This window comes from Paraburkholderia phymatum STM815 (assembly GCF_000020045.1).
Classification (GTDB): Bacteria; Pseudomonadota; Gammaproteobacteria; order Burkholderiales; family Burkholderiaceae; genus Paraburkholderia; species Paraburkholderia phymatum.
The window spans coordinates 808,993-832,464 of record NC_010623.1 but is presented as its reverse complement, the minus strand read 5'-3'; the positions used below and the strand labels follow the sequence as shown (position 1 = coordinate 832,464).

At 61.1% G+C, this 23,472-nt stretch carries 21 protein-coding genes; 12 read left to right on the top strand and 9 right to left on the bottom strand.

What is annotated here, in order from left to right:
* The first annotated feature begins 29 nt into the window (after window positions 1-29).
* The 4 genes from BPHY_RS19475 to ppk2 all read left to right on the top strand — a co-directional run bounded on the left by BPHY_RS19475 (window position 30) and on the right by ppk2 (window position 4,865).
* Complete coding sequence (locus BPHY_RS19475) at window positions 30-1,439, top strand: aspartate aminotransferase family protein (RefSeq protein WP_012403162.1); 1,410 nt, start codon at window positions 30-32, stop codon at window positions 1,437-1,439.
* Window positions 1,440-1,575: 136 nt separating this feature from the next.
* On the top strand, window positions 1,576-3,306 hold the full coding sequence (gene ggt, locus BPHY_RS19470) for a gamma-glutamyltransferase (RefSeq protein WP_041764401.1): 1,731 nt from the start codon (window positions 1,576-1,578) through the stop codon (window positions 3,304-3,306).
* Window positions 3,307-3,424: 118 nt separating this feature from the next.
* Window positions 3,425-3,811 carry a VOC family protein gene (locus BPHY_RS19465; protein WP_012403160.1) on the top strand — a complete coding sequence of 129 codons (387 nt, stop codon included), beginning with the start codon at window positions 3,425-3,427 and terminating at the stop codon, window positions 3,809-3,811.
* A gap of 127 nt (window positions 3,812-3,938) precedes the next feature.
* Window positions 3,939-4,865, top strand: a complete 927-nt coding sequence (ppk2, locus tag BPHY_RS19460) for a polyphosphate kinase 2 (RefSeq protein WP_012403159.1) — start codon at window positions 3,939-3,941, stop codon at window positions 4,863-4,865.
* 74 nt (window positions 4,866-4,939) lie between these two features.
* Here the strand turns inward: ppk2 and BPHY_RS19455 are convergent, their stop codons facing one another.
* Complete coding sequence (locus BPHY_RS19455) at window positions 4,940-6,529, bottom strand: inorganic phosphate transporter (RefSeq protein ID WP_012403158.1); 1,590 nt, start codon at window positions 6,527-6,529, stop codon at window positions 4,940-4,942.
* Between the two features lie 625 nt (window positions 6,530-7,154).
* Between BPHY_RS19455 and BPHY_RS19450 the strand changes: the two genes are divergently transcribed.
* The gene (locus tag BPHY_RS19450; protein ID WP_012403157.1) at window positions 7,155-8,234 is read left to right on the top strand and encodes a diguanylate cyclase; all 1,080 of its coding nucleotides are present in this window, start codon (window positions 7,155-7,157) and stop codon (window positions 8,232-8,234) included.
* Between the two features lie 30 nt (window positions 8,235-8,264).
* Here BPHY_RS19450 and BPHY_RS19445 read toward each other — a convergent pair whose 3' ends face one another.
* Window positions 8,265-9,314 (bottom strand): VTT domain-containing protein, encoded by a 1,050-nt coding sequence (locus BPHY_RS19445; protein WP_041764399.1) that lies wholly within the window; start codon window positions 9,312-9,314, stop codon window positions 8,265-8,267.
* A gap of 118 nt (window positions 9,315-9,432) precedes the next feature.
* Window positions 9,433-11,448, bottom strand: a complete 2,016-nt coding sequence (locus BPHY_RS19440) for a bifunctional DedA family/phosphatase PAP2 family protein (protein ID WP_012403155.1) — start codon at window positions 11,446-11,448, stop codon at window positions 9,433-9,435.
* A 350-nt stretch (window positions 11,449-11,798) separates the two neighbouring features.
* On the opposite strand from BPHY_RS19440, the gene BPHY_RS19435 reads away from it, so the two are divergent.
* Together BPHY_RS19435 and BPHY_RS41800 are read left to right on the top strand one after the other, a co-directional pair.
* Complete coding sequence (locus BPHY_RS19435) at window positions 11,799-12,518, top strand: H-NS histone family protein (RefSeq protein WP_012403154.1); 720 nt, start codon at window positions 11,799-11,801, stop codon at window positions 12,516-12,518.
* Between the two features lie 81 nt (window positions 12,519-12,599).
* The gene (locus BPHY_RS41800; protein WP_157686643.1) at window positions 12,600-12,743 is read left to right on the top strand and encodes a hypothetical protein; all 144 of its coding nucleotides are present in this window, start codon (window positions 12,600-12,602) and stop codon (window positions 12,741-12,743) included.
* 195 nt (window positions 12,744-12,938) lie between these two features.
* Here BPHY_RS41800 and BPHY_RS19430 read toward each other — a convergent pair whose 3' ends face one another.
* The 5 genes from BPHY_RS19430 to BPHY_RS19410 form a co-directional block, all read right to left on the bottom strand.
* On the bottom strand, window positions 12,939-13,532 hold the full coding sequence (locus BPHY_RS19430) for an IMPACT family protein (protein WP_052306134.1): 594 nt from the start codon (window positions 13,530-13,532) through the stop codon (window positions 12,939-12,941).
* A 333-nt stretch (window positions 13,533-13,865) separates the two neighbouring features.
* Window positions 13,866-14,069 carry a hypothetical protein gene (locus BPHY_RS19425; RefSeq protein ID WP_041764397.1) on the bottom strand — a complete coding sequence of 68 codons (204 nt, stop codon included), beginning with the start codon at window positions 14,067-14,069 and terminating at the stop codon, window positions 13,866-13,868.
* Window positions 14,070-14,407: 338 nt separating this feature from the next.
* Entirely contained in the window at window positions 14,408-14,632 is a 225-nt protein-coding gene (locus tag BPHY_RS19420; RefSeq protein WP_012403150.1) for a hypothetical protein, read from the bottom strand.
* Window positions 14,633-14,809: 177 nt separating this feature from the next.
* The gene (locus BPHY_RS19415; protein WP_012403149.1) at window positions 14,810-15,094 is read right to left on the bottom strand and encodes a hypothetical protein; all 285 of its coding nucleotides are present in this window, start codon (window positions 15,092-15,094) and stop codon (window positions 14,810-14,812) included.
* 91 nt (window positions 15,095-15,185) lie between these two features.
* Window positions 15,186-15,455 (bottom strand): hypothetical protein, encoded by a 270-nt coding sequence (locus tag BPHY_RS19410; RefSeq protein WP_012403148.1) that lies wholly within the window; start codon window positions 15,453-15,455, stop codon window positions 15,186-15,188.
* Between the two features lie 395 nt (window positions 15,456-15,850).
* Between BPHY_RS19410 and BPHY_RS19405 the strand changes: the two genes are divergently transcribed.
* Window positions 15,851-17,977: a serine/threonine protein kinase gene (locus BPHY_RS19405; protein WP_012403147.1), complete on the top strand. Its 2,127-nt coding sequence runs from the start codon at window positions 15,851-15,853 to the stop codon at window positions 17,975-17,977.
* Between the two features lie 39 nt (window positions 17,978-18,016).
* Here the strand turns inward: BPHY_RS19405 and BPHY_RS19400 are convergent, their stop codons facing one another.
* The gene (locus tag BPHY_RS19400) at window positions 18,017-19,933 is read right to left on the bottom strand and encodes an SUMF1/EgtB/PvdO family nonheme iron enzyme (protein ID WP_041764395.1); all 1,917 of its coding nucleotides are present in this window, start codon (window positions 19,931-19,933) and stop codon (window positions 18,017-18,019) included.
* A 262-nt stretch (window positions 19,934-20,195) separates the two neighbouring features.
* Here BPHY_RS19400 and BPHY_RS19395 point away from each other — a divergent pair, with 262 nt between their 5' ends.
* From BPHY_RS19395 to BPHY_RS19380, 4 genes are all read left to right on the top strand, one after another.
* Window positions 20,196-20,621 carry a DUF4399 domain-containing protein gene (locus BPHY_RS19395; protein WP_012403145.1) on the top strand — a complete coding sequence of 142 codons (426 nt, stop codon included), beginning with the start codon at window positions 20,196-20,198 and terminating at the stop codon, window positions 20,619-20,621.
* A 62-nt stretch (window positions 20,622-20,683) separates the two neighbouring features.
* Window positions 20,684-21,112, top strand: a complete 429-nt coding sequence (locus BPHY_RS19390) for a DUF4399 domain-containing protein (RefSeq protein WP_012403144.1) — start codon at window positions 20,684-20,686, stop codon at window positions 21,110-21,112.
* 317 nt (window positions 21,113-21,429) lie between these two features.
* On the top strand, window positions 21,430-21,699 hold the full coding sequence (locus tag BPHY_RS19385; RefSeq protein WP_012403143.1) for a hypothetical protein: 270 nt from the start codon (window positions 21,430-21,432) through the stop codon (window positions 21,697-21,699).
* A 354-nt stretch (window positions 21,700-22,053) separates the two neighbouring features.
* A complete protein-coding gene (locus BPHY_RS19380) occupies window positions 22,054-23,463 on the top strand; it encodes an efflux transporter outer membrane subunit (RefSeq protein WP_041765152.1) in 1,410 nt (469 codons plus the stop codon).
* Window positions 23,464-23,472: the final 9 nt, after the last annotated feature.

Below are 23,472 nucleotides of genomic sequence, written 5' to 3'. Positions count from 1 at the left end.
ATTCAATTATCGATCAAACGGAGTGTCTCATGACCCAGCTCGATCAACTGTTTAGCGCGGACCGCGCGCATTTCATGCACCCGTCGACGCACGCTCACGATCACGCGAGCGGCGCGCTGCCCGGCCGCATCGTCACGGGCGCGAAAGGCATTCGCATTGAAGATCATCAAGGCAAGTCGTTCATCGACGCGTTTGCGGGCCTGTACTGCGTGAATATTGGATACGGCCGCACGGAAGTCGCCGACGCGATCTACGAGCAGGCGAAGAAGCTCGCGTACTACCATACCTATGTCGGCCATTCGACGGATACGATCATCGAATTGTCGTCGCGCATTATCGACTGGTCGCCGAAGGGCATGAAGAAGGTCTACTACGGCCTGTCCGGTTCCGATGCAAACGAAACGCAGATCAAGATTGTCTGGTACTACAACAATGTGAAGGGCCGCCCGAACAAGAAGAAGATCATTTCACGCCAGCGCGGCTATCACGGCTCCGGCATCGTCACAGGCAGTCTGACGGGATTGCCGAGTTTCCATCAGCACTTCGATCTGCCCATCGATCGCGTCAAGCATACCGTGTGTCCGCATTGGTATCGCCAGGCGCCCGCAGGTATGAACGAAGCCCGGTTCGTCGACTATTGCGTGGAAGAACTCGAGAAGCTCATTGCGCACGAAGGCGCGGATACGATTGCCGCGTTCATCGGCGAGCCGGTGATGGGCACGGGCGGTATCCTGCCGCCACCCGCAGGCTACTGGCCCGCAATCCAGAAGGTGCTCAAGAAGCACGACATTCTGCTGATCAGCGATGAAGTCGTGTGCGGTTTCGGCCGGCTAGGCTCGAAGATGGGCGCGCACCATTTCGGCATCGAACCCGATCTCATCACGGTCGCGAAGGGTTTGACGAGCGCGTATGCGCCTCTGTCCGCCGTGATCGTCGGCGAAAAGGTCTGGGATGTGATCGCGCAAGGCTCGCAGGAACATGGTCCGATGGGGCATGGCTGGACCTATTCGGGGCACCCGGTTTGCGCCGCGGCCGCGCTCGCGAATCTCGACGTCCTGGAGCGCGAGAACCTCACGCAGAATGCGACCGATGTCGGCGGCTATCTGCTGCAGCGGCTGCATGCTGCGTTCGACTCGCATCCCCTCGTCGGCGAAGTGCGCGGCGCGGGCATGCTGGCGGCGCTCGAATTCATGGCACATAAGGACGAGCGCCGTCCATTCGATGCCGCATTGAAGGTCGGTCCGCGTGTATCGGCTGCCGCAATGCAGCGCGGCCTGATTGCACGCGCGATGCCGCACGGCGACATCCTCGGCTTTGCACCACCGCTCGTGACGACGCGTGATGAAGTCGATGAAATCGTCAAGCTGGCCAAAGCTGCCGTGGATGAAGTGGCTTCGCAAGTACTCAAGGAATCCGCGGTTGCTGTGTCACCGCTTTAATGCGACCCGAATAAGCGAATGAATACGGCCCTATGCATCAAGCATTGGGCCGTTTCGCAAATGCCCGCTTTGCGTGTTATAAGCCCAAGACAGGCTTTTCGCTTGTTTAATGAATAATCTTTTTGGGAGACACGCATTGAAACTAATCGATAAGGCAAAGTTCTCTGCAACAGCACTGAGTCTCGCCGGACTGTTGACTGCCTCAGCCGGCTTTCTTGAATCCGCGCCCGCTTACGCAAAAACACCTTCTACACAGCAGCCCGTACTGAACGCATCGGCTGTCGCGGTGGCGGACAAGTACAGCGCTGATGCAGCGGAACAGATTTTCAAGGAGGGCGGCAACGCGGTCGATGCCGCCGTCGCCATTGCGTTCACGCTGGCCGTCACCTACCCCGAGGCGGGCAATATCGGCGGCGGCGGTTTCATGACCTTGTATGTGAACGGCCAGCCGTATTTCATCGACTACCGGGAGCGTGCGCCGCTGGCTGCGACACGCAACATGTATCTCGACGATCAGGGCAACGTGATCAAAGGCAAGAGCCTGGTCGGCTATGACGCGGTGGGCGTGCCGGGCACCGTTGCCGGCATGTGGGAAGCGCAGCATCGATTCGGCAAGCTGAAATGGAAGCAGGTTCTCGCGCCCGCGATCGGGTATGCGCGCGATGGCTTCGAAGTCGACGCGCAACTGGCAAAGCGGCGAGAGAATGCCGAGAAGGATTTTGCGGGCAAGACGAACTTCGATACCTATTTCGGCAATCTGAAAGAGGGCGTCAATTTCAAACAGCCGGATCTCGCCGCCGTATTGATGCGCATCGCGGATCAGGGGGCGCGCGACTTCTATCACGGCAAGACGGCCGACCTGATTGCGTCGTCGATGAAAGGGCATGGCCTGATCACGAAGCGCGATCTGCAGGAGTACAAGGCCGTGTGGCGTCAGCCGGTGCAGGCGAACTGGAACGGGTACCGCGTGATCACTGCGCCGCCGCCGAGTTCGGGTGGCATTGGACTCGTACAGTTGCTGAAGATGAAAGCGGATCTGAAGAGCGATTTCGCAGGCATCGATCTGAATTCGCCGCAGTACATTCACCTCATTTCGGAAATCGAAAAGCGGGTTTTCGCAGATCGCGCGCAATATCTCGGCGACCCGGATTTCTACAAGGTGCCCATCGCCCAACTGACTAACGACGAATACATCGCAAGACGTGCATCGGAAGTCAATCCGTCTGCGCCGTCGGACACGAAGAGCGTGGTCGCGGGCCTCGGCATGTCGATGCCTGAGAAGGCGGAGACGACGCATTTCTCGGTGGTCGACAAATGGGGCAACGCCGTTTCGAACACGTATACGATCAATGGCTATTTCGGTTCGGGTGTGGTGGCGCAAGGCACGGGCATTGTCCTGAATGACGAAATGGACGACTTCGCATCGAAGCCTGGCGTGCCGAACATGTTCGGCGTGGTGGGCAGCGACGCGAATTCGATCGAACCGACGAAGCGCCCATTGTCCTCGATGACGCCAACCATTCTGACGAAGGACGGGAAGGTGTCGCTGGTCATTGGCACACCCGGCGGATCGCGCATCTTCACGTCGATTTTCCAGGTGATCAACAACGTCTACGACTTCAACATGCCGCTGAAGGAAGCGGTTGGCGCAATGCGCTTTCACCATCAGTTGCTGCCGCCGAACACGATTTTCTGGGAGCCGTACGCACCCATCGGTGGCGCGCTTGCCGAGCAAGTGGAGGCGAAGGGCTACAAGCTGCAGGCGCAGGGCTTCAACGGCGACATTCAGGCGATCAAGATCGACGGCGAAACGCCGGAAGCCGTATCCGATCCGCGCGGACGTGGCGTGACGCGAGTGATACCCTGATCGAACGGCAGACCTGGGCGCCCCGTCGATTCGTGCGGCGCCCAGCCGGTTCGCTTGACAGCGGGCGTCGCCGACGGGCGGTGCCCGCTGTTTTTACGTTCGGATGCAGGAGGAAGCGATGAACCAGCCTCAATCACCTGGCAATGCCGCGGAGCCGCGATTCGAAGGACTGAGCGCGGTCACGCTTGCGACCCATAATATGGAGCGCGCCGTTGCGTTCTACCAGGCGCTGGGATTTCCGCTGTCGTATGGCGGACCACGCGAGTCGTTCACGTCCTTCGGCTTCGGAGGCACCTATCTGAACCTGATCCTCGACACGAGAGGACCCGTGCTGTGGTGGGGGCGCGTGATCGTGCATGTGTCCGACGTGGATGCGGTGTATCGCAAGGCGCTTGCGGCGGGATACAGCCCGGAGGCGGCACCTGCCGATGCAACATGGGGCGAGCGCTATTTTCATATCCGCGATCCGGATGGACATGAAGTCAGCATTGCCAAACGGCTCTAACGAGGCTGGAAAGCACGCCCATGCTGCAAGGGAGTAATATGAATGACACCCGGAAAGCTCACAATCACAAGAGCCCGCGCGCAGCGTAAATCCTTTCCGTCGAACGGAAGAAACAGGAGCCAGTGTGATGAAGGAATCCGAGCACGAACTTGACGCCGCATCGCTCGCCGCACGGCAGCGACGCTTCGAAGAGGATCTCGTCGATGCATACGACGAGGAGCTCGAAATGGAAGTCGACGACCGTATCCTCGACGGCCCGGAAGGCTTCACGCCTGAAGCGCGCGAATTGCGCAAGCACTATTTTCGCGAGCTGTTTCGTCTGCAAGGCGAACTCGTCAAGTTGCAGGACTGGATCGTCAAGACGGGTCATCGACTCGTCGTGATCTTCGAAGGCCGCGATGCGGCCGGCAAGGGAGGCGCAATCAAGCGCATCACGCAACGCCTGAACCCGCGAGTATGCCGCGTCGCGGCGCTGCCCGCGCCGAACAACCGCGAACGCACGCAGTGGTACTTTCAGCGCTATGTCAGCCACCTGCCCGCAGGCGGCGAAATGGTGCTGTTCGATCGCAGCTGGTACAACCGCGCCGGTGTCGAGCGTGTGATGGGTTTCTGCACCGACGACGAATACGAAGAGTTCTTCCGCTCGGTGCCCGAGTTCGAGAAGATGCTCGTGCGCAGCGGCGTGCAGATCATCAAGTACTGGTTCTCGATCACGGATGAAGAGCAGGAGATCCGCTTCCAGGCGCGCATTCACGATCCGCTCAAGCAATGGAAGCTGAGCCCGATGGATCTGGAGAGCCGTCGCCGTTGGGAGTTGTATACCCAAGCGAAGGAAGTGATGCTGCAGCGTTCCCACATTCCCGAAGCGCCGTGGTGGGTCGTGCAGGCCGTCGACAAGAAACGCGCTCGCCTGAACTGCATCAATCATCTGCTGAGCCAGGTGCCGTATCACGAGATCGAACATCCGTCGATCGTGCTGCCGGAGCGCGTCTTCCACGAAGAGTACATCCGCCATCCCGTGCCGGATTCGATGATCGTGCCGGATGTCTATTGAGCGCGGTTTTCAGGCTGACGAAGGTTGAATGAAAGAAGCGCGGCAACTGCCGCGCTTTTTTTCGTTGGACGCCGTCAGAAAAGATGGCGGAACAGCCAATAGAGACCCGCGGACAGCGCGATCGATGCCGGCAGTGTCAGTACCCATGCAAGCACGAGGCTGCGCACAGTGCCCCATTGCAGGCCCGAGCCGTTGGCCGCCATCGTGCCTGCTACGCCCGAGGACAACACGTGCGTCGTGGACACGGGCAAGCCGTACAGGTCGGCGGCGCCGATCGTGACCATTGCGACGAGTTCGGCCGATGCGCCCTGGCCATAGGTCAGATGCTGCTTGCCGATCTTCTCGCCGACCGTCACGACGATACGCTTCCACCCTACCATCGTGCCGAGACCCAGCGCGATCGCAACGGCGACCTTCACCCACGTCGGGATGAACTTGGTCGCGTGATCCATTTGCTTCTTGAAGTTGTCGATCGCCTTGGCGTCGTCCGCTGCAAACGCGGGCTGTTTCGCTTTTTCCATCAGACGGATCGCTTCGGACGCGACATACATGTTGTTGCGCACGTTATCGACCTTGTCTTGCGGCACGTTCGCCATCGAACCCGATGCGCTCACCTGCTGGCCGATCTGTTCCGTCAGCTTCTGCAGCGCGGACACCGTTGCAGGCGTCATCTGACGCGTGCGCACGTAGTTTTCCACTTCGCTGCGCGGTGCGACGACGGGGGGCACACCTTGCGCCGCATACTTGCCGATCGCGGTCGAAGCCTGCTGCGAGACGGCGAGGAAGGTTTGCGTCTCGCTTGCGGTGACGGCCTTGTTCAGCGCGTATGCCGTCGGTACCGTGCCGATCAGGATCAACATGATGAGACCCATGCCTTTCTGTCCGTCGTTCGAGCCGTGCGCGAACGACACACCCGTGCACGTCAGGATCAGCAGCGCGCGAATCCAGAAGGGCGGCGGCTCTTTGCCTTTCGGCTCTGCGTACAGCGCGGGCACGCGCACGATGCCCTTGAGCACCGCCAGCAGGATCGCCGCGAGCAGAAAGCCGATCAGCGGCGAGAACAGCAGCGATTTGCCGACACCGGCAGCCTGGCTCCAATCGACGCCGCTCGTGCCGTCCGCTCCATGCAGCATCTCGTTCATCAGACCGACGCCAATGATCGAGCCGATCAGCGTGTGCGAACTCGACGACGGCAGACCGAACCACCACGTTCCCAGATTCCAGATGATTGCCGCGATGAGCAGTGCGAAAACCATCGAGAAGCCTGCACTGCTGCCGACCTGGAGAATCAGTTCGACGGGCAGCAACTGCAAAATGCCGAACGCGACTGCGCCGCTCGAAGTCAGCACACCGAGGAAATTCCACGTGCCGGACCACACGACGGCTACGCTGGGCGCAAGCGAATGTGTATAGATCACTGTTGCGACGGCGTTTGCCGTGTCATGAAAGCCGTTGACGAACTCGAAGCCGAGCGCGATCAGCAGGGCAACGCCGAGCAGCAGATAAGGCACGATCGAGCCCATGCGCACGGACTCGAGGTCGCCGATCAATTGAAACGCGCAGTAGATTGCGCCTGCAACAAGTGCAATCAGGAAAATGGCAAGTCCCAAGTTGCGGTTTTTGGCAGTGGAAGCGCCTGTTTGCGGATATGAGAGTTCCGGCATGGCCTGGGCCTCGGGATGGTCGGGGGGATTTCCGATCCTGCAAGGCCAGTATGTCGGTACGATGACAAGCGCGTGACGCAAATGCCGCTTAACATTTGCACTTTGCGTCAACGTTTCCGTCCGGCGTTGTTTCGCCCGGCGAGCAGGGCGACCTGCCGCATGTCTGCCGTGTTTCGCGACTGGCTGCAACAGGAAGTGTGGCTGACGCAGCGCGGCTTCGAAATCCCGGCAGCTTCTCCCGTGCCGTTGATCAGCGGCCATCGAGCGCGAGCCTCATGAGTTGTGTTGCACCGCTTTTGAATCATTTGAGCCGGTTCGTTTGCCTCATATCGCTTTCACCGCTTGCCGCCCCGATCCCGCGCGCCGACATGTCCGGCAGCTCGCAAACGTTTAACGCTTAGCGCGGCTTGTATGGAAACGACGAAAAGCGACAGAAGCGTTTCCACTTCGTAAATGGATTAATTGGCTCCTGCGTATGCTGGTATCATTTTTATAACAATCGACTACGTTGCGTTCGCATCGAAAACTGCAACGGTTGTATCAAAGCTTGGCGCAGATGGAGGCGTTAGCGCGCGGTATATTCACGCGCGCACCCTCAATCTCGCAGTCACTTGCTCGGGGATCGATGAAGTTGGCAACGAAAAGCGGGACCGGGCAAGGGAAGAGCTTCGTCGAGCGCGTCTACCGTTTGCGCATTGCGGGGTTGGGGCTCGGCTTCTTCTGCGTCGCGTCCGTCCTTGTGCTCCAGCATCGGGGCGCGGTGCTATGGTCGCTGCTCGTTTTTCATGGTTTCGTCTGGCCGCATGTCGCGCGTCGCGCAGCGTTGGCTTGCGAGGTGCCGTTTCGCGGCGAGCACCTGAACCTGATGATCGACGCGATGTTCGGCGGCTTCTGGGTCGTCGCGATGCGCTTCAACGTGCTCCCCGCCGCGCTGATTCTCGCGATGGTCAGCATGAACAACATCGGCGCAGGCGGTCTGCCTCTTTTTGCACGCGGCGTGATTGCCCATGTGCTCGGCGTGCTGGTGGGACTTGTCACGGTTGGCTTTATGTTCTCGCCGATGTCGCAAATGCCGACCATTCTCGCGTGCTTGCCTTTTCTCCTCATTTATCCGCTTGCGCTGGGCTTCACGAGTTATCGCTTGTCGCTGAAACTCGCGCAGCGCACGCGCGAACTCGAACATCTGAGCCGTACCGACGGCTTGACGCGCTTGTGGAATCGCCGGCATTGGGAAGGGCTGCTCGCCGACGAGTTCGAACGTTGCCGCGCGAATCGCTATGCGTCGTGTCTGATGCTGATCGATCTCGACCACTTCAAACGAATCAACGACACGATGGGCCATCCTGCCGGCGACGCGGTGCTGCAATCGTTCGCCGACCTGCTACGCAGTCACTTCCGCGGGGGCGATAGCATCGGGCGATATGGCGGCGAGGAGTTCGGCGTAGTATTGCCGGGCGCCACGCTGCGCGAAGCGCACACTATCGCGAAGGTACTGGTGCAGCGCGTGAGGGAAAAGACCAAAGAGGCGTCGAAGGAATGCCCATGCACGATCAGTGTCGGCATTGCCCAGCTAACGGACGATCTGCCTGACTATCACACATGGTTGCAGGAGGTCGACCGCAGTCTTTATCAGGCGAAGGCGACGGGGCGTGACCGGATCGTGGTCGGTGGTCTTGCGCCCGTTCAGGAAGTGGCGCGCAATTGAGCGGCGTTAAGACGCCGGAACGGAACTGCATCAAAACGCGGTCGAATGAAGCCTTCTCGGGGCGATACCTCGCAATGTGATGCCCGGCTGCTGCGGCGACGTGCGGCTTTTTTCACGCATCGAGTGCGCAGCGGCATTGCCCGATTCGTCCGAAGGTTCGACGACATAGCCGCGTCGTTCCCATGCGTCGAGCCCGCCTCTTAGCGCGCGAACCCGCGTATAGCCCCGGTTGCGCATCTTTTGCGCGAGCGCTTTTGCGGTGGCGTCGTCGGCGCACATGCAATAGACAACGACATCGCGAGCCAACAAAGCGGCGTCGACTGCGTCAGGCGAGCGGATGTCGAGAGGCACGGCGCCGGGAACGGACTGCGGCGTTTCTCGCTTCACTTCCTCGGGGCGGGCGTCGAGAACGATGGGCGGCTTGTCGGCACGCATCATCGCGTCGACCTGTTCGGGCGCCACGGGCGCAAGCAAGAGCGGCTGTTGCATGCGCCAGCGCTGCATAAAGCGGAACGCCAGATAGCATGCCGTAATGACGAACAGCACGTCGAGAATCGTCCAGCCGTGCACGCGCACTTCGTAGATCAGGCGGCTGAGCTGGCGCTCGAAAATGGCGCCACCAAGCAGCCAGAACGTTGCCCACGCGATGATGCCGACCGCGTCCCACGCGAAGAAAATCACGATGCCGACGCGCGTCGTGCCCATCAACGGCGGGGTGATGATCGCGAGCCCCGGCACGAACTTCGAGACGGAGACGATCGCAGGTCCGAACCGAACGAACAGCGCGCGCGCCTTGCGCATGCGCGTTTCGACGGACGCCGACAAACGCGCGAGTGCCTGTATCAGCTTGCGGCCAAGCAGCCGGCCCGCTGTGAACCACGCGCCGTCGCCGATCAACGCGCCTGCGAGCGCGGCCGTCAGCACATGCCAGAACGACAGATGTCCATTGGCGATCGCCGTGCCCGCGAGCAGCAGCATGGGCACGGCGGGAACGGGAATGCCGAGGCGCGTGAGCAGCACGTTCGCGAAGACGACGGCTGCGCCCCAGGTAGAAACTGCCGACGGCTGGAGATCGACCAATTGCAATTTGCTCCTTGCTGCTTGCGCATTGCATCGCTTCGTCGTGTGAGGTGCGCATTCATTGTTGCATGGCTAAACCCGGCACGGTCGTACTAACGGAAGTCAAAAGCGATACGGCCTATCGCGCTTTCGATCCGAATAACGTGACGGGAATATCCGTGCATCCCATGCTGCTCGACAGTTCGAGTTCACGCCATTCGCCGTCACGGGACGGTGTGGCAATCAGCGGTTCCAGCTGCCTGTCGGTGCGCAGCACGTTGAAGGGCCAGGAAGGGCGCAGCAGACGTTCGTGCACGAGCGAGCCGAGCCAGATCGGCGTGGGTGGCGTGCCATTGCGCTGCGCGACGGCATAGTTAGTGCGCCAGAAGCGCAGCACGTCGCGCTCGTCGCGGCGCTCGCGCTGATGGCTGAACACGAGTGCCGACGGTTCGCCGTCGTTGAGCTTGGGCAGCACGGGCAAATCCATCGCGGGCACATCGGGCGACACGAGCGAGAACAGACTGCGTGAATTGAAACGCGTACCTTCCAGCCAGCCCCTGCTGCGCAACTGCTCGACGATCTGCTGCTGGTCTGCCGTCCATTGCACGGTGATCGGTTCGCGCCGGTCGCCCTTCATGTCGGAGCGATAGCAGGGAAACTGTTTCCACAGCGAGTCCATCCATTGCGTTTGCGTCACGACGACGGGAGGGCGCTGACGCGCGTGAGCCGCCGCATCCGGCTGACGCCCGAAGCCGTTCTGCAAGCCGACGCTCACGCACAGCACGATCAGCAGCACGGCGGGCATGTATTCGCGCGAAGGCGGCGTTTCGGGGTGCCGCCATACGGCCGTCAGTGCGACCACGGCCACCCACACGGCCGCGAACGCCGCGCCGCCGACTGCATCCGAGAACGCAAAGCGCCCCGAATACAGGCCTGCAAACGCAACGGCAATGACGATCATACTGGCGAGCGCGGTCACGGCAATGCCCGTCAACATACTGACGCGGCGCGCGACCACGAAGGCAAGAAAGCCGTACACGGTGACGCTGGCGGCGACGTGGTCACTGGGAAATGCAAACAGGTCAGAACGTGCAGCGGCGGGCGGCGCATGGTGCACGATGGCCTGCATCGCAAAGATCAGCAACTGCGAGAAGAGCACGGCGATCAGCCAATAGATGATCGTGCGCCAGCGCTTCTCATAGCCCATCATGACGATCGACGCGACGACGAGCGCGGCGAGCGTCGGGACGCTGCCGAGCGTCGACAAGCGCGCGAGTGCTTCGCCGAACCACGGCGCCTGCGCGGATTTAAGAAACCGATAGACCGACGCATCCACCTGGACGAGCGGGTCGCCGGCGACGACGTCCTGCATCACGCCGAAGAAGACACCCGCGCATAGCAGAACAAACACCGAAATACCGATCAGCAGACCAATGGCCGCGCGCTCGGGATCGACGATGCGATAGATCAGCTGCCCATAGGGCGCTTCGTGATCGCGCGCCCAGTTCACAATGCTGCTGCGCGATGCGCTGGCCCAGACGCGCGCGTGCGAAACGACCACGCGCATGATCCAGAAACAAAGCCATACGACTGCCACGACGATTGCAAGCGCCGCAACGAGCCGGAACGAGACAGCGCCCGCCAGCTGGATCGATGCGCCGAACACGACGCCGGGAAGAATATGCGCGGGTGCCCACAGTAACGCCGAAAGCAGGTTCATCGCGTAGAAGCGCATGGGCGGCATTTCGAGCATGCCAGCGACGACGGGAACGATGGCGCGCAGTGGAGCGGCAAAGCGCGCGAACACCACGCTCTTTGCGCCGTGTTTGTCGAAATACTTCTGACCGCTTTCGAGCAGGCCCGGATGCGTGCTGAACGGCCAGAGCCTGCCTATCCTGTCCTTATGGCGACGGCCGACCCAGTAGCTCATGCCGTCGCCTGCCACGGCACCCACAATCGCGCTTGCAAAGAGCCAGCCGAGATTCAGCGTGCCTGTGCCGACCAGCGCGCCTGCAATGAACATTGCCGTGCTGCCAGGTATGAATGTGCCGATGATCGCGACGGCTTCGAGAAATGCGGCAAGAAACACGACGACCAGCGTCCAGGCAGTGTGGCCCGCAAGCAGATGCAGCAGCTGGACGTACGCGTGCTCCATCAATTCCTCCCAATGTCGAAGCGGTCGTCAAAGAGCACGCCGAGGCGCGAATAAGCGCAAAGGAAAAGCTCGCTGAAAGTTTATCAGTGTCCTCCTGTTGGACGCAGGCATGCGGCCATGCAGCAATTGGCGTACGAAGGAATTAACGTTTGGAAGAGAAAAGCCAGTTTCGTTGCATCGAATGCGATCCAAAAAATACGTTTAAAGCACGACGCGCGACAAACCCGATGCATGGCTTAAGACTACGATGTAACGATGTGCAACGGTTTTCTTACTCAAGCTTTAAAACGATAGCGCTTCTAAGCAGTTCCGTGGCATAGTCCGCGTATGCAATTCAAAGGGAGGCAATAATGGCTACATTGGAAATCATCCAGGCACGTATAAAGAAACTCCAGACGCAAGCCGAAGCACTCATTGCTAAACGGGCGCACGGCGCGTTGAACCAGATTCGCGAACTGATGATCAAGCACGGACTGACCACCGAAGATATCGAGCGGCGAGCCAAAGCGCGGCGCGAACGCTCGGAGCGGCTACTCGGTACCAAAACGGCACGCGCGAAACCCGCAACGGCGGCGAAGGGCAAATTGCCGCCCAAATACCGCGATCCGAAGACGGGCGCAACATGGAGTGGCCATGCTCGCCCGCCGGCATGGATCAAGGACGTGAAAGACCGTAGCAAGTTTTTGATCGATGCGTCGGCGGCTGGTTCGGAACCCGCTGTAGCGCTCAAGGCTGCAACAAAGAAAACGGCTAAGAAAGCCACCGCTAAGAAGGCAGTAACCGCAAAGTCGGCAGGCCGCAAGGTTGTGAAAAGCGCATCGGTGGCGGACGTGAAGACAGTTGCGAAGAAAGTTGCTGTGAAGTCCGCCGGCAAGAAGACGGCAGTTAAAAAGGCGGCTGCGAAATCTGCCGCGCCGACGCTTGGCAAGCGTGTCATTGCGAAGAAGGCTGCGGCCAAGGCTCCGGCGAAAAAGGCGGCAGCAAAGAAGGCGCCTGCCAAAACCACCGCGCCCGTCGTCGAAGCGCCCGTGACCGTACAGGCGCCCGCCGCTACGGCAGGCGAAGCTTGATCGCTTCCATTCGGCACTGAAACAAACAAGGTCCGGCCAGTTCTGCCGGACCCTTTTATTTGGCGCGGCGTTCGAAGCGCCGTGTCGTCCATCGTCGCCGCCGGTGCAACGCCGCGCCGCGGCTCGATCGAGATCGCGTTGAACCATGCGGACGACCCCGCGACAATCCGCATCAATGTGCTGACGACGCAACAGCATGTCGACGAGGCGATTCAGGGCTTGTGAACCCGGTACGCAAGATCATGTCGACGGCGGCACTCAAGGAGATCACCGTCGAAGAGGTTGCGCCGGCCCGCAGATGAACGATCGCGAGGGCCTTCCGTACTACTTCCGCGTGATCGCCTGAAGATGGCTGATGACGGCGGCGTGCACGCAGTACCTTTCTGGCGTGCGGCCGTTTGCGTTTTGCTTTGCGTTTGCTCAGGCCGAATCGCGGAAAACGGCGCGGCCTTGCGTCATGTCGCGCAGCGCTTCGCGGGCGCCATCGATCGCCGTGACGGGCATGCGTATCGTCAATTGCACGCTCATGCCGTACGCGCTCGCTTCCAGCACGTGATTTTCCTGTTCAATCCAGCGGCGCACGCGAGCTTCGTCGGCATAGCCGATTTCGATCTCCAGCGATGCGAGCGCGATTCGCTCGACACGCGGCGCGTCCTGTAGCGCGGTCGCGATCGCGTCGGTGTACGCGCGCACGAGGCCGCCCGCGCCGAGCTTCACGCCACCGTAATAGCGCACGACAGCGGCCAGCACGCCGTCCAGATCGTGATGACGCAGCACTTCGAGGATCGGGCGCCCTGCGGTGCCGGACGGTTCGCCGTCGTCCGACATGCCGGACTGGCCGCCCGCCAGCAGTGCCCAGCAGACGTGCGTGGCCGCCGGATGCGCCTCGCGCAGACGCCGCAGTTCGTCCATCGCGGCGTCGCGGTCGGCGACGGGAATCGCGTAGGCAATGAAGCGGCTTTTGCGGATTTCTAGCTCTGCCTGGAGCGCGGAGGGAAGTGTGAAGGTCGGCAAGGCGGCGTGCGTCGTGAGGTCGGATCGGGTCTGGGCCGCTATCTTAGCGGATGGGCGTGCGCAGCCCAATTTTGACGCATCGAGAAAGAGTCCTTTACTCACTTGCGTAATGACGCGGCGGGCGCACGGGCCGATAATGCATCGCATGGCGGATCTAGCTCTGGCTGGGGCGATGCCGGACTCCTCATCCGGCGCGATCCGTCTCTTTCTTCTTCTCCGATGACATCGCGCATCAGCGATCCAGGCCTCTCCAACCACAACAAACAGAGAGGCCCTCACAGAGAGGCCCTCACAGAGAGGCCCTCACAGAGAGGCCCTCACGCGCCGCGCCGCTCAGATCATCGTCCCCTTGATCCGTCCTTCGAAAATCGCGCAGTCGATGCCGAAAGCATCGACGGTACCGGGACGCGTGCCATCGACCATCACGTTCGTCGCTCCGCCGACGATGCGTTTCATCGTTTCAGGCGTTAGCGCGGTTGCATTCCGTTCGAGATCGGTAGGTGCGGGTAGATCCTTGATGACGACAATCGTTTTCATGGCAGTTCTCCTGATGCGGGTTTGACGAGCACGATTCGGCGCTCGCTTTTCATGCCGCAACGCATATGCCGATTTGAAGCCGCACTGTGCGGCAGCACACATTGCGCTTTACAAGCGCCGCCACACAAAGGAATAACGCACCGGGCCGGCGTGTATACGCAGGGTTGGCCGGGAGCGGACCGAGAAAGTGTTGGCGACGTCCACACCGCCACGCGTGCAGCGTTGGCGGATCGGAACAGACGCGTGGGAATCAGGCGGCTCGCTCTAGCTGCGTAGACATGCAAACGCATGCCGCTAGCGATCAGGCAAGCGGCATGTGAAGAAAACAGAGAACGCTGTTATTTGCGCAAGAGACTCTGCGGCGGTATGCGTTCGTCGACGGGTTGGCGTGCGGCTGTCGGAAAACCCACGGGATAGTCGACGACGCGCGTCGCCGCGGGCAACGCCTGCGCGGTGACGCCGAAGAAGCGTCCGCCCGTTCGTGCACCGCCGACGATGGCGGTCATCGCCGCGCGATCGAGTTCGACGCTTTCGGGAAGATCCTTGATGACGAGCTTGGGCATGGCTGTTCCAGAAGAAATATCGCGTAGTGCCGTCGCGACCGATGTGCGTTTCGACGGATGACGGCAACGCTCGGGACTCGAACAACCAGTATAGGCAATTCAGGCTCGCTGCGGTGTGGGCTGGCGAGCATGGCGGACGCTGTGCGGAGGCCCCCGGTCCTCCACGACAGCGCGCCGTTACACCACGGCGTTCGTATTGGCCACGAGCTTCGGGCTGAGGTTGATGTTCGGCAGCTTCACGCCAGGGCCGACGATGCTGTTGTTCAGCGTTTCCACATTGATGAACTGCGCCTGCGTGATGTTCTGATTGATGCCGATGTTGACGTTGGCGACGGGGCCGAGGCCCGCGAGCCACGAGTTGCCGGTGAGACCGGGCGTTCCCGTACCGCCAGACACGGCGGACATTTCGTGGCGGCCGAGTGTGCGCTCGCCGTCGATATCGCGAATCATGATGGACGACATAATCGTTCTCCAGGGAAAGAGGTTGGCAGCGGTTTGCCGGGAAGCGCCGGACAAGTGGCGCTCCCGGTCCCCGTCGGCTGTGTATGGTGTCTTACGAAACGGTGACGTTGTTCTTGGCCGTCATCGTCGGCTTGATCGTGGTCGGCAGATGCGAGACGAAAGCGTTGTTGTTGTCGCTGACGTTGTCGATATTCAGACCTTGGTTTACAAGCTGCTGGGCGCTGACCGTCTTGCTGTTGTCGAAGTCGAGTTTGAGGCTCGGGAAGTACGGGTAGGCTACGAAGCCGCCGCGAACGGCCTTCATGGCCTTGCTGTCGAGTTGTTCGGTAACGGACAGGTCTTTGATCATCAGTGCGCTCATGACAGTTCTCCTAAGAGGGAAGCGAAGGTTCGCCAAGGTGTTTCGGTTTGGGTTCGAGCATCTTGTCTGCTCGAGCCTCACTAATGCATAGGCTGTGCCAGTCATGCGAGCAGACTGGCGAAAAACTGCGTAAGCCTTGATGCACGAGGCTTCGCACGAAGGAGGTCGGTTCGAGCGGAGCGTTTCGAGCCAAGGCAGGGCTGCAGAGTTGATGGCTAGCGGCCAACTGAACGCTCGGAGCTGTTGGATGAACCGCGACACATGACGTCCGCCTGTGTCGCGGGCCAATCCTGGTTTGCGAAAGGCATACGTGCGGGCTACTATCGAACGAGCACATGTAATTGGTTACGACAGGGAAATTCTTCGACCAACGGGAGCTGCAGCGCTTTGAACACATGGCCAGCCTTGCGCACGTGATTCGGGACTTTCAGAGCGGCGCGCTCACGCAGGACGCGTTCGTCGCTCAACTCGACAGCACGCTCACTACGGAAGGTGTCGGCTCGGCTCGTCTGCTCGAAATACTCGGCGAAGCACAGGTCAGGAAGCCGTTGCCTCCCGACCTCTACGCGGAAGTGCGCCGCCGTATCGAACAGATGCCCGTGTCGCATCTTGCCGCGGCGGGCGGCGAGGAAACGCGCATGCAGACGGTGCCCGAGCACCCCGTCACGCCGCCGCCGGCCCGCACGAATGACGGTCCCACATCGAACCTCGACCAGGTGAAGGGCACGGGCGATACGCTGAATAACCGCTTCGTGCTCGAAGAATGCCTCGGCGTGGGCGGCATGGGCACCGTGTACAAGGCGCTCGATCTGCGCAAGCTGGAAGCGTCGGACCGCAAGCCTTATCTCGCGATCAAGGTGCTGAATACGCAGTTCCGCGGCAACCCCAAGTCGCTGATCGCATTGCAGCGCGAAGCGCGCAAGGCACAGGTGCTCGCGCACCGCAATATCGTCACCGTGTACGACTTCGACCGCGATGGCGCGATTGTCTATCTGACGATGGAGTATCTGTCCGGCAAGCCGCTCAGCCAGATACTACGCACGCCGGATTTCAAGGGCATGCCGTTGCAGTCCGCACTGCCCATCGTGCGCGGCATGTCGAGCGCGCTGGCGTACGCGCACGAGCGCGGCTTCGTGCATTGCGATTTCAAGCCCGCCAACGTGTTTCTCACCGACACCGGCGAGGTCAAGGTGATCGACTTCGGCATTGCGCGCGTGTTTCAGCGTCCCGAAGAAGAGAGCGATGCCACCGTGTTCGATCCCGGCAGCCTCGGCGCGTTGACGCCCGCCTATGCGAGCCCGGAAATGCTCGAACATCTCGAGCCCGATCCACGCGACGACATCTATGCGCTCGGCTGCATCACCTACGAGCTGTTAACGGGCCGTCACCCGTTCGACCGTCAATCGGCGACGCAAGCACGCGCGGCGAACCGCCAGCCGCAGCGGCCCGACAACCTCGGTAACCGTCAATGGCGTGCATTGCGCGCCGCGCTGGCGTTCGACCGCAAGGCGCGCACGCCGACGGTGTCGCGCTTCGTCGAGGAGTTCGGTGCGCAGGAGCGTGCGTCCGCGTCAAAACCCACGGGCGGCGGCGATCGCACGGGCTTGCTGATGAAGTCCGGCGTGGCGGGACTCGCGCTCGCGTGCGCGGCGGGCGGCGCGCTGTACTTCTATCGCGCGTCACAGAGGCTCGAGCAGGAGAATGCGGGGCAACAGACGACTGCCGCGTCCGATGCAAGTGGATCACGAGCCGGCGGCGTGACGCCTGTGCAGCCCATTACGCCTGCTGCGCCGTCGAAGCCTGAAGTTGCGGCCACGCCGCCCGCGAGTACGCCGGCCCCGCCTGCGCCGCCGACACTCGCAGCCGTCACCTCGGCGCTCGCTTCTTTGCCGTGTTCGGCGCTTGCCGCGCAGATTCGGGATCGCGCGGTACAGGTACGCGGATTCGTGCCGCAGCACGGCGAGGCGCAGGTCAACGAGCGTCTCGGAACTTTGCCCGGCATCGCGTCGACGAAGGTGGACGTGCAGCACGTGAGCAGCGACAAATGCGACGTGCTGAAGCAACTCGGTTCTTACTGGACGCACAACTGGCAGGCGGGACACATCGCCTCGCTGACAGCCCGCATGCCGAATGGCGTGCTGACCGAGGGTGACCCGCTAGTCGTTGATGTGAGAACGCCGGGCTACGACTCGTATGTGAATATCGACTACTACGTGCTCGACGGCACTGTCGTGCATATGGTGCCCGGGCCGCGCGTAAAGGGTAATCAGGCGCCCGCGAACTATTCGGCAACCGTGGGCAGCGGCGGCGACTGGATCATTTCGAAGCCGTTCGGTCAGGAGATGGTCGTTCTGCTGATCACGCCTGCACCGCTTTTCGATGCGCCGCGCCCCGAGAGCGAATCGCGTGCGGACTACCTGCGCGCACTCGATGCGCGGCTCAAGCAGCTTGCCGCCAGATACGGCCAGGATCATATCGTCGCCGACTTCGCGCAGATCACGAGCAAGGCGCGCGCGCACTGAGAAGCGCGCGCCGGTGCCCGGGCTTCTCGCCATATCACATCACTTGAGTTCTTTCACGACGCGAAAGCCGTCTTGCGATTGGCGCACGCTCTGGCTGTACTTGAAGCGCGTCGATGTCAGCATGTAGTCGCCGCCTTCGCGCCACGAACCGCCGCGGATTACGCGCATATTGCAGCCGGGCGCATCCCATGCGCGGCCGTCGTTGGGCGCACCCTGGTATGAGTTATGCCAGCAGTCGCCAACCCATTCCCACACGCTGCCGTTCATGTCGTACAGGCCATTCGGATTCGCCGCGTAACTGCCGACTGGTTCCGGCGCCTCCTTGTGATACGGATCGCCGCAGTCCTTGCAGTTGGCCATGCCCTTGCGCATCGAATCGCCCCACCAGTACTTCGTCGTCGTGCCCGCGCGGTCTGCATATTCCCATTCGGCCTCGGTCGGCAGGCGATAAGTCTTGCCCGTGATTTTGCTAAGCCATTTCACGTAGGCCTGTGCATCGTCCCAACTGAGATCGCGCGCAGGTGCGTTCTTCACGGAATTGCTTTCCGGTGTCAGCTTGGGGCATCCGTTGACGTCCGCGCAGGCGTTCCATTGCTCGACCGTCACTTCGTATTTGCCGATCGCGAATGGGGCGGAAATCGTCACGCGATGCGGCGGCTTCTCGGAGGGATCGTCGGAGTTGCTGCCCATCGTGAACAAGCCTGCTGGCAATGAGATCATCACGGGGCAGGCCGCGCAGTCCCTGGTCTCGCCGCCGGCCGCTGCGTGCGCGGTTGCGGGCGCGGAGGCGGGCGCCGGGGCCGGCGTTGCCGCCGCCTTGGGTGCGGCTTGCGGAGCGGGCGACGGCGTCGGTGTTGGCGCGGGAGCCCCAGCGGCCGCCGGGCGCGGCGGCGCGGATGCGGGTGCCGCGTGCGTCGCTGGCGGTGTTGCCTGCGCGGAAGCCTTGAGCCTGTCGATACGCGCCTTGGCGAGCGTCGCAAAGCGGCCATTCGGATACGCCTTCAGATACGCTTCATAGTCGCTTGCGTAATTGCTGTCCTTGATCGATTCCCAGAATGTCAGTTCATATTGCTCGTTGCTGTCTTTAGGCAGAATGCCGCGACTGTTCAGTGCGACGACGAGGTTCGCCTGATCGCCGGTTTGCATCGACGGATGCCCGGCAGCGAAAACATGCACCGGCTCTGTCAGCGACGACGCGGACCACGGGCTTTGCGCGCCGTCTGTTTCTTCTGCAACGCGTCGCGCTACGTGGATGAACATCGCGTCGACGGGCTGATCCGGCGCGCGGCGCATTTCACGCAGCCATGCGCCCGTGAAGATGCCATGACGGGTTCCATCGGCGGCTTTGCCGCCTTGCGCCGTCGCGTAGGCGACGAGGGTTTGTGCGGGCAGCGGTGTCGTCAGGTGCGCAGGCGGGAATGGTTGTGTGAGACAAGCATCCAGAACGATCAGATTGACGGCATGCGCGCGCGGCGCGGCGAGTGCGTCGAATACGCTCGACAAGTCGATGCTCTGCGTGATCAACGTGGCGGGCGCACGGGTATCGGCGGCAGTGGATGCCAGCCGCGTGCTCGTTCCCGTCTGCAAGCCGTGGCCCGCGAAATAGAACAGCGCGGTGCCGCCCGGCTGCAAGCGGCGGCGGAAATCGGCGAGTGCATCGCGCATCTGCTGTGCAGTGGCATCGGTGCGAAGCACGACATCGAAGCCTTGTGCACGCAACATATCGGCGACGCTTTGCGCATCACCCGATGCATTGGTCAAGGCGCCCGAAGGATAGCTCGCGTTGCCGATCACAAGCGCGATCTTGCGCGTCGATGTAGCAGTGCGGCTGCTGAGCGCGCTGTTTCCAGCAACATGGGAAGTGGCATCGTGCGCGCCGCGTGGAAGCATTTGCGCGTCGGCTCCTCGCATCTGGAGTGCGCCGATCATGCATACCAGCAGGAGTTTTCGCCACATTTTCAGATCCTGGTTGTTCTGGAAGTTCTGGACAGAACCTTGTCATCGGACGAAGCGGCTCGCTCATGACCGTCGCCGTTATTCATGCAGCCCGGCACCCGCGACGCCATTGTCAGGCACCCCATCGCGCAGATCACTTTCACAAAAGATAGCACGCAGTGAGAACGTCAGAAGGTTAACGAGCATGGCGTATCTTTTTGACAAGTTACGTCCTAAGCTAAAGCGGAAGCAAGCAGCACTGACCCTCCCTGGGAGATGCGCAATGCAAAGAAGAATAAGGCTCGCGGCTATCGGCGCGCTCTTTCTCGCTTCGGCGCAGGTACTGGCAGGCCCCACGCCCTCGCCCCCGGGTGCCGAGACGTACATCATCTGGCCGGCGGACGGCACCGTTATTACGGGTGGCAAGCTCTGGGTGCGAATGGGCTTGCGCAATATGGGCGTGTGTCCTAAAGGCGTCAATGTGCCGAACACGGGGCATCACCATCTGCTGATCGACACGGACCTGCCGCCGATGGATCAGGAAATTCCCTCTGACCGGAATCACCTGCATTTTGGCGCAGGCGAAACGGATGCGCGCATCGAACTGCCGCCCGGCAAACATACGCTGCAACTGCTGCTCGGCGATTTCAACCACGTGCCGCACAATCCGCCCGTCTATTCGAAGAAGATCACCATCATCGTGAAGTGAGCACGCGTGCACCATGCGCCTGCGTGCCCGGCGCGCACCACGCAAGACGGAGAGCATCAGCCATGATCAGGAACCTTGTCGCCGCTGCGGCGCTTGCCGCTCTCACTTCGATGAATATGGCGTTCGCGGGGCCGACGCCGGCGCCGAAGGATGCCCACGCTTATATCGGCTACCCGAACGACGGACAGGTCGTGCCCGCCAACAAGCCGTTTCGCGTATGGTTTGGCTTGCGCTACATGGGCGTCGCGCCCAAGGGCGTCAAGTATGCGAACACCGGCCACCATCATTTGCTGATCGACACGGAGTTGCCGCCGATGGATCAGGAGATTCCCTCCGATCGCCAGCATCTGCATTTCGGCGCTGGCGAAACGGAAACGACGGTTACCTTGCCGCCCGGCAAGCACACGCTCCAGTTGCTCATGGGCGACGAGAACCACATCCCGCACAATCCGCCCGTCTATTCGAAGAAGATCACCGTGATCGCGAAGTGAACGAACGTGTGTGCTCAATAGAGATTGTTCGTGCTGTTTTGATGTGTTCTGAGTAATGTCTTCTGCAATCCAACAGTTTCCGGTCGAATGTTGGCCGTGCGACGGCACATGGCGGCCTGAACAAAGCACCTGACTTTCGTATGCGCAAAGAAGGTCTGACACGAGACCTAATGACAGCAAGGCTTCGCTGGATTTTCGCGGTTCTGGCAGTGCAATTGGCACAGCCTATGCGTTAGTGAGGCTCGAGCAGACAAGATGCTCGAACCCAAACCCGAAACACCTTGGCGAATCTTCGCTACCCTCTTAGGAGAACTGTCATGAGCGCACTGATGATCAAAGACCTGTCCGTCACCGAAGAACTCGACAGCAAGTCGATGAAGGCTGTCCGCGGCGGCTACCTCGCCTATCCGTACTTCCCGAGCATCAAGCTCGACTTCGACGGCAGCAAGCACGTCGACGCACAGCAGCTGATCTCGCAGCAAATGAACATCAGCAACGTGAGCGGCAACAACAACGCGTTCGCGGAAGGCCTGAACACGACGATCAAGCCGACGATGACGGCCAACAACAACGTCACCGTGCACTAAGCACCCGGCGTTACCCGCGGAGGTTCAGACCAGCCTCCGCGGGCTTCCTGAAGACTACGGAAGCAAGCAGCATCACACGTTGTCAAAAAGATAGAAAAGCCAATCGTCCTGTCCACACGACCGCCGCGTCACCGCACGTATTCCACGCCGAACGAAATCCGCCGACATCGATAGAGATGCCGCGCTGGACGTGCTTTACTTGAAAGGCGCGCTCTGCACGTGCAGTACAGCCGGGAAAGATCGGAGAATATCGTGTCTGCGTTGCCTGATTTGTTCGCCGCCTGCTGTTCGAACTTCGATTCGCCGGCCCGCCATCATGCGGGCGACCGCCGCGAAGGGCAGTGCAAGCGTCGCATCGCTGCCGTTGCACGCGCCTTCAGTGCGGCTGCCGCGTGTGCCGCTTTGCTGGCCGGTTGCGTCGATGTTCATATGGCCGACTACAAGCGCCCCGACACGCCCGCCAAGGCAGCGTGGTCCGACAAGACGGGCTCGCTCGTGTCGCCCGCCGACACCATCGTGCCCGACTGGTGGAAAGGCTTCCATGACCCGTATCTGGATGACCTGATCGCCAAGGCGATCGCAGGCAACTTCGACATCAAGGTCCTGGCCGCTCGCATCGACGTAGCCGGTGCGCAGATCGGCGAGGCGCAGGCAGGTGCACTGCCTACGGCGGATCTCGGCGCAGGCGCCAACTTCCAGAAGGTCACGGGGCAGCCGTTCACGAAGCAGTACAACGTGGCGGCCCAGGTTAACTGGGACATCGACATCTGGGGCAAGGTGGAAAAAGGCGTACAGGCACAAAAGGCCGAATTCCACGCAACGGAAGCCGACTGGCGCGCGGGCTATCTCGAACTCGTGTCGAATGTGGCGACCACCTATTTCCAGATTCTCCAGTTCGACGACCAGATCGTCGCGCAACAGAAAATGGTCGATGAGAACCGCACCATTCTGTCGATCTATGACGGTATGAGCCGCAACGGCCTGATTCCGAAGACGCAGGTGATGCGTCAACAGGCGGAGGTCAATCGTCTAACCAAGGATCTGCTCGATTTGCGCCGTTCGCGCAGCCTTGCGAATAACGCGCTGTGCACGCTGATCGGCGTACCGGCAGGCGAATTCACCGTGCCCGTCGGACACCTGCAGCAACGCGTGCAATTGCCGCCCGTTCCGGGTGGGCTGCCTTCGCAGTTGCTGTCGCGGCGGCCCGATATCGTCGCATCGGAATTGCGCGTGCTCGAAGCGTATAACCTGGTCGGCGAAGCCAAGCTCGCGCAACTGCCGACCATCAGCCTGACAGGACATGGGGGCACGGCGAGCTTTGCGCTGTCCGATCTGCTGAAGTCGTTCACGTTCGGCTTCATGCCGAGCCTCAATATTCCGCTGCTCGATCCAGGTGTGCGGGCTCACGTGAAAACGACGGAAGCACAAACGACAGTCGCCGAGCAGCAATACCGGCAAACGGTGATGGGCGCATTCGAGGAAGTCGAGAACGCACTCGTCAATCTGGATTCGCACAAGCAGCAGCGCGTCGAATTGCAGCAGGAAGTACAGCGCCTAAGCGTCGTCAACGAGCAGATGCAGTCGCAATTGCGTGAAGGCATCGTGTCGCAACTGGAAGTATTCGAAACGGAGCGCACGCTGCTTCAAGCGCAACTGGATCTGCTGACCAATCACCAGCAAATACTGTCCGACACGGTACAGCTTTACAAGGCGCTCGGCGGCGGCTGGCCCGCTGTCAACGTGCAGGCGCAAGTGAAGGAATGACGCGACGCG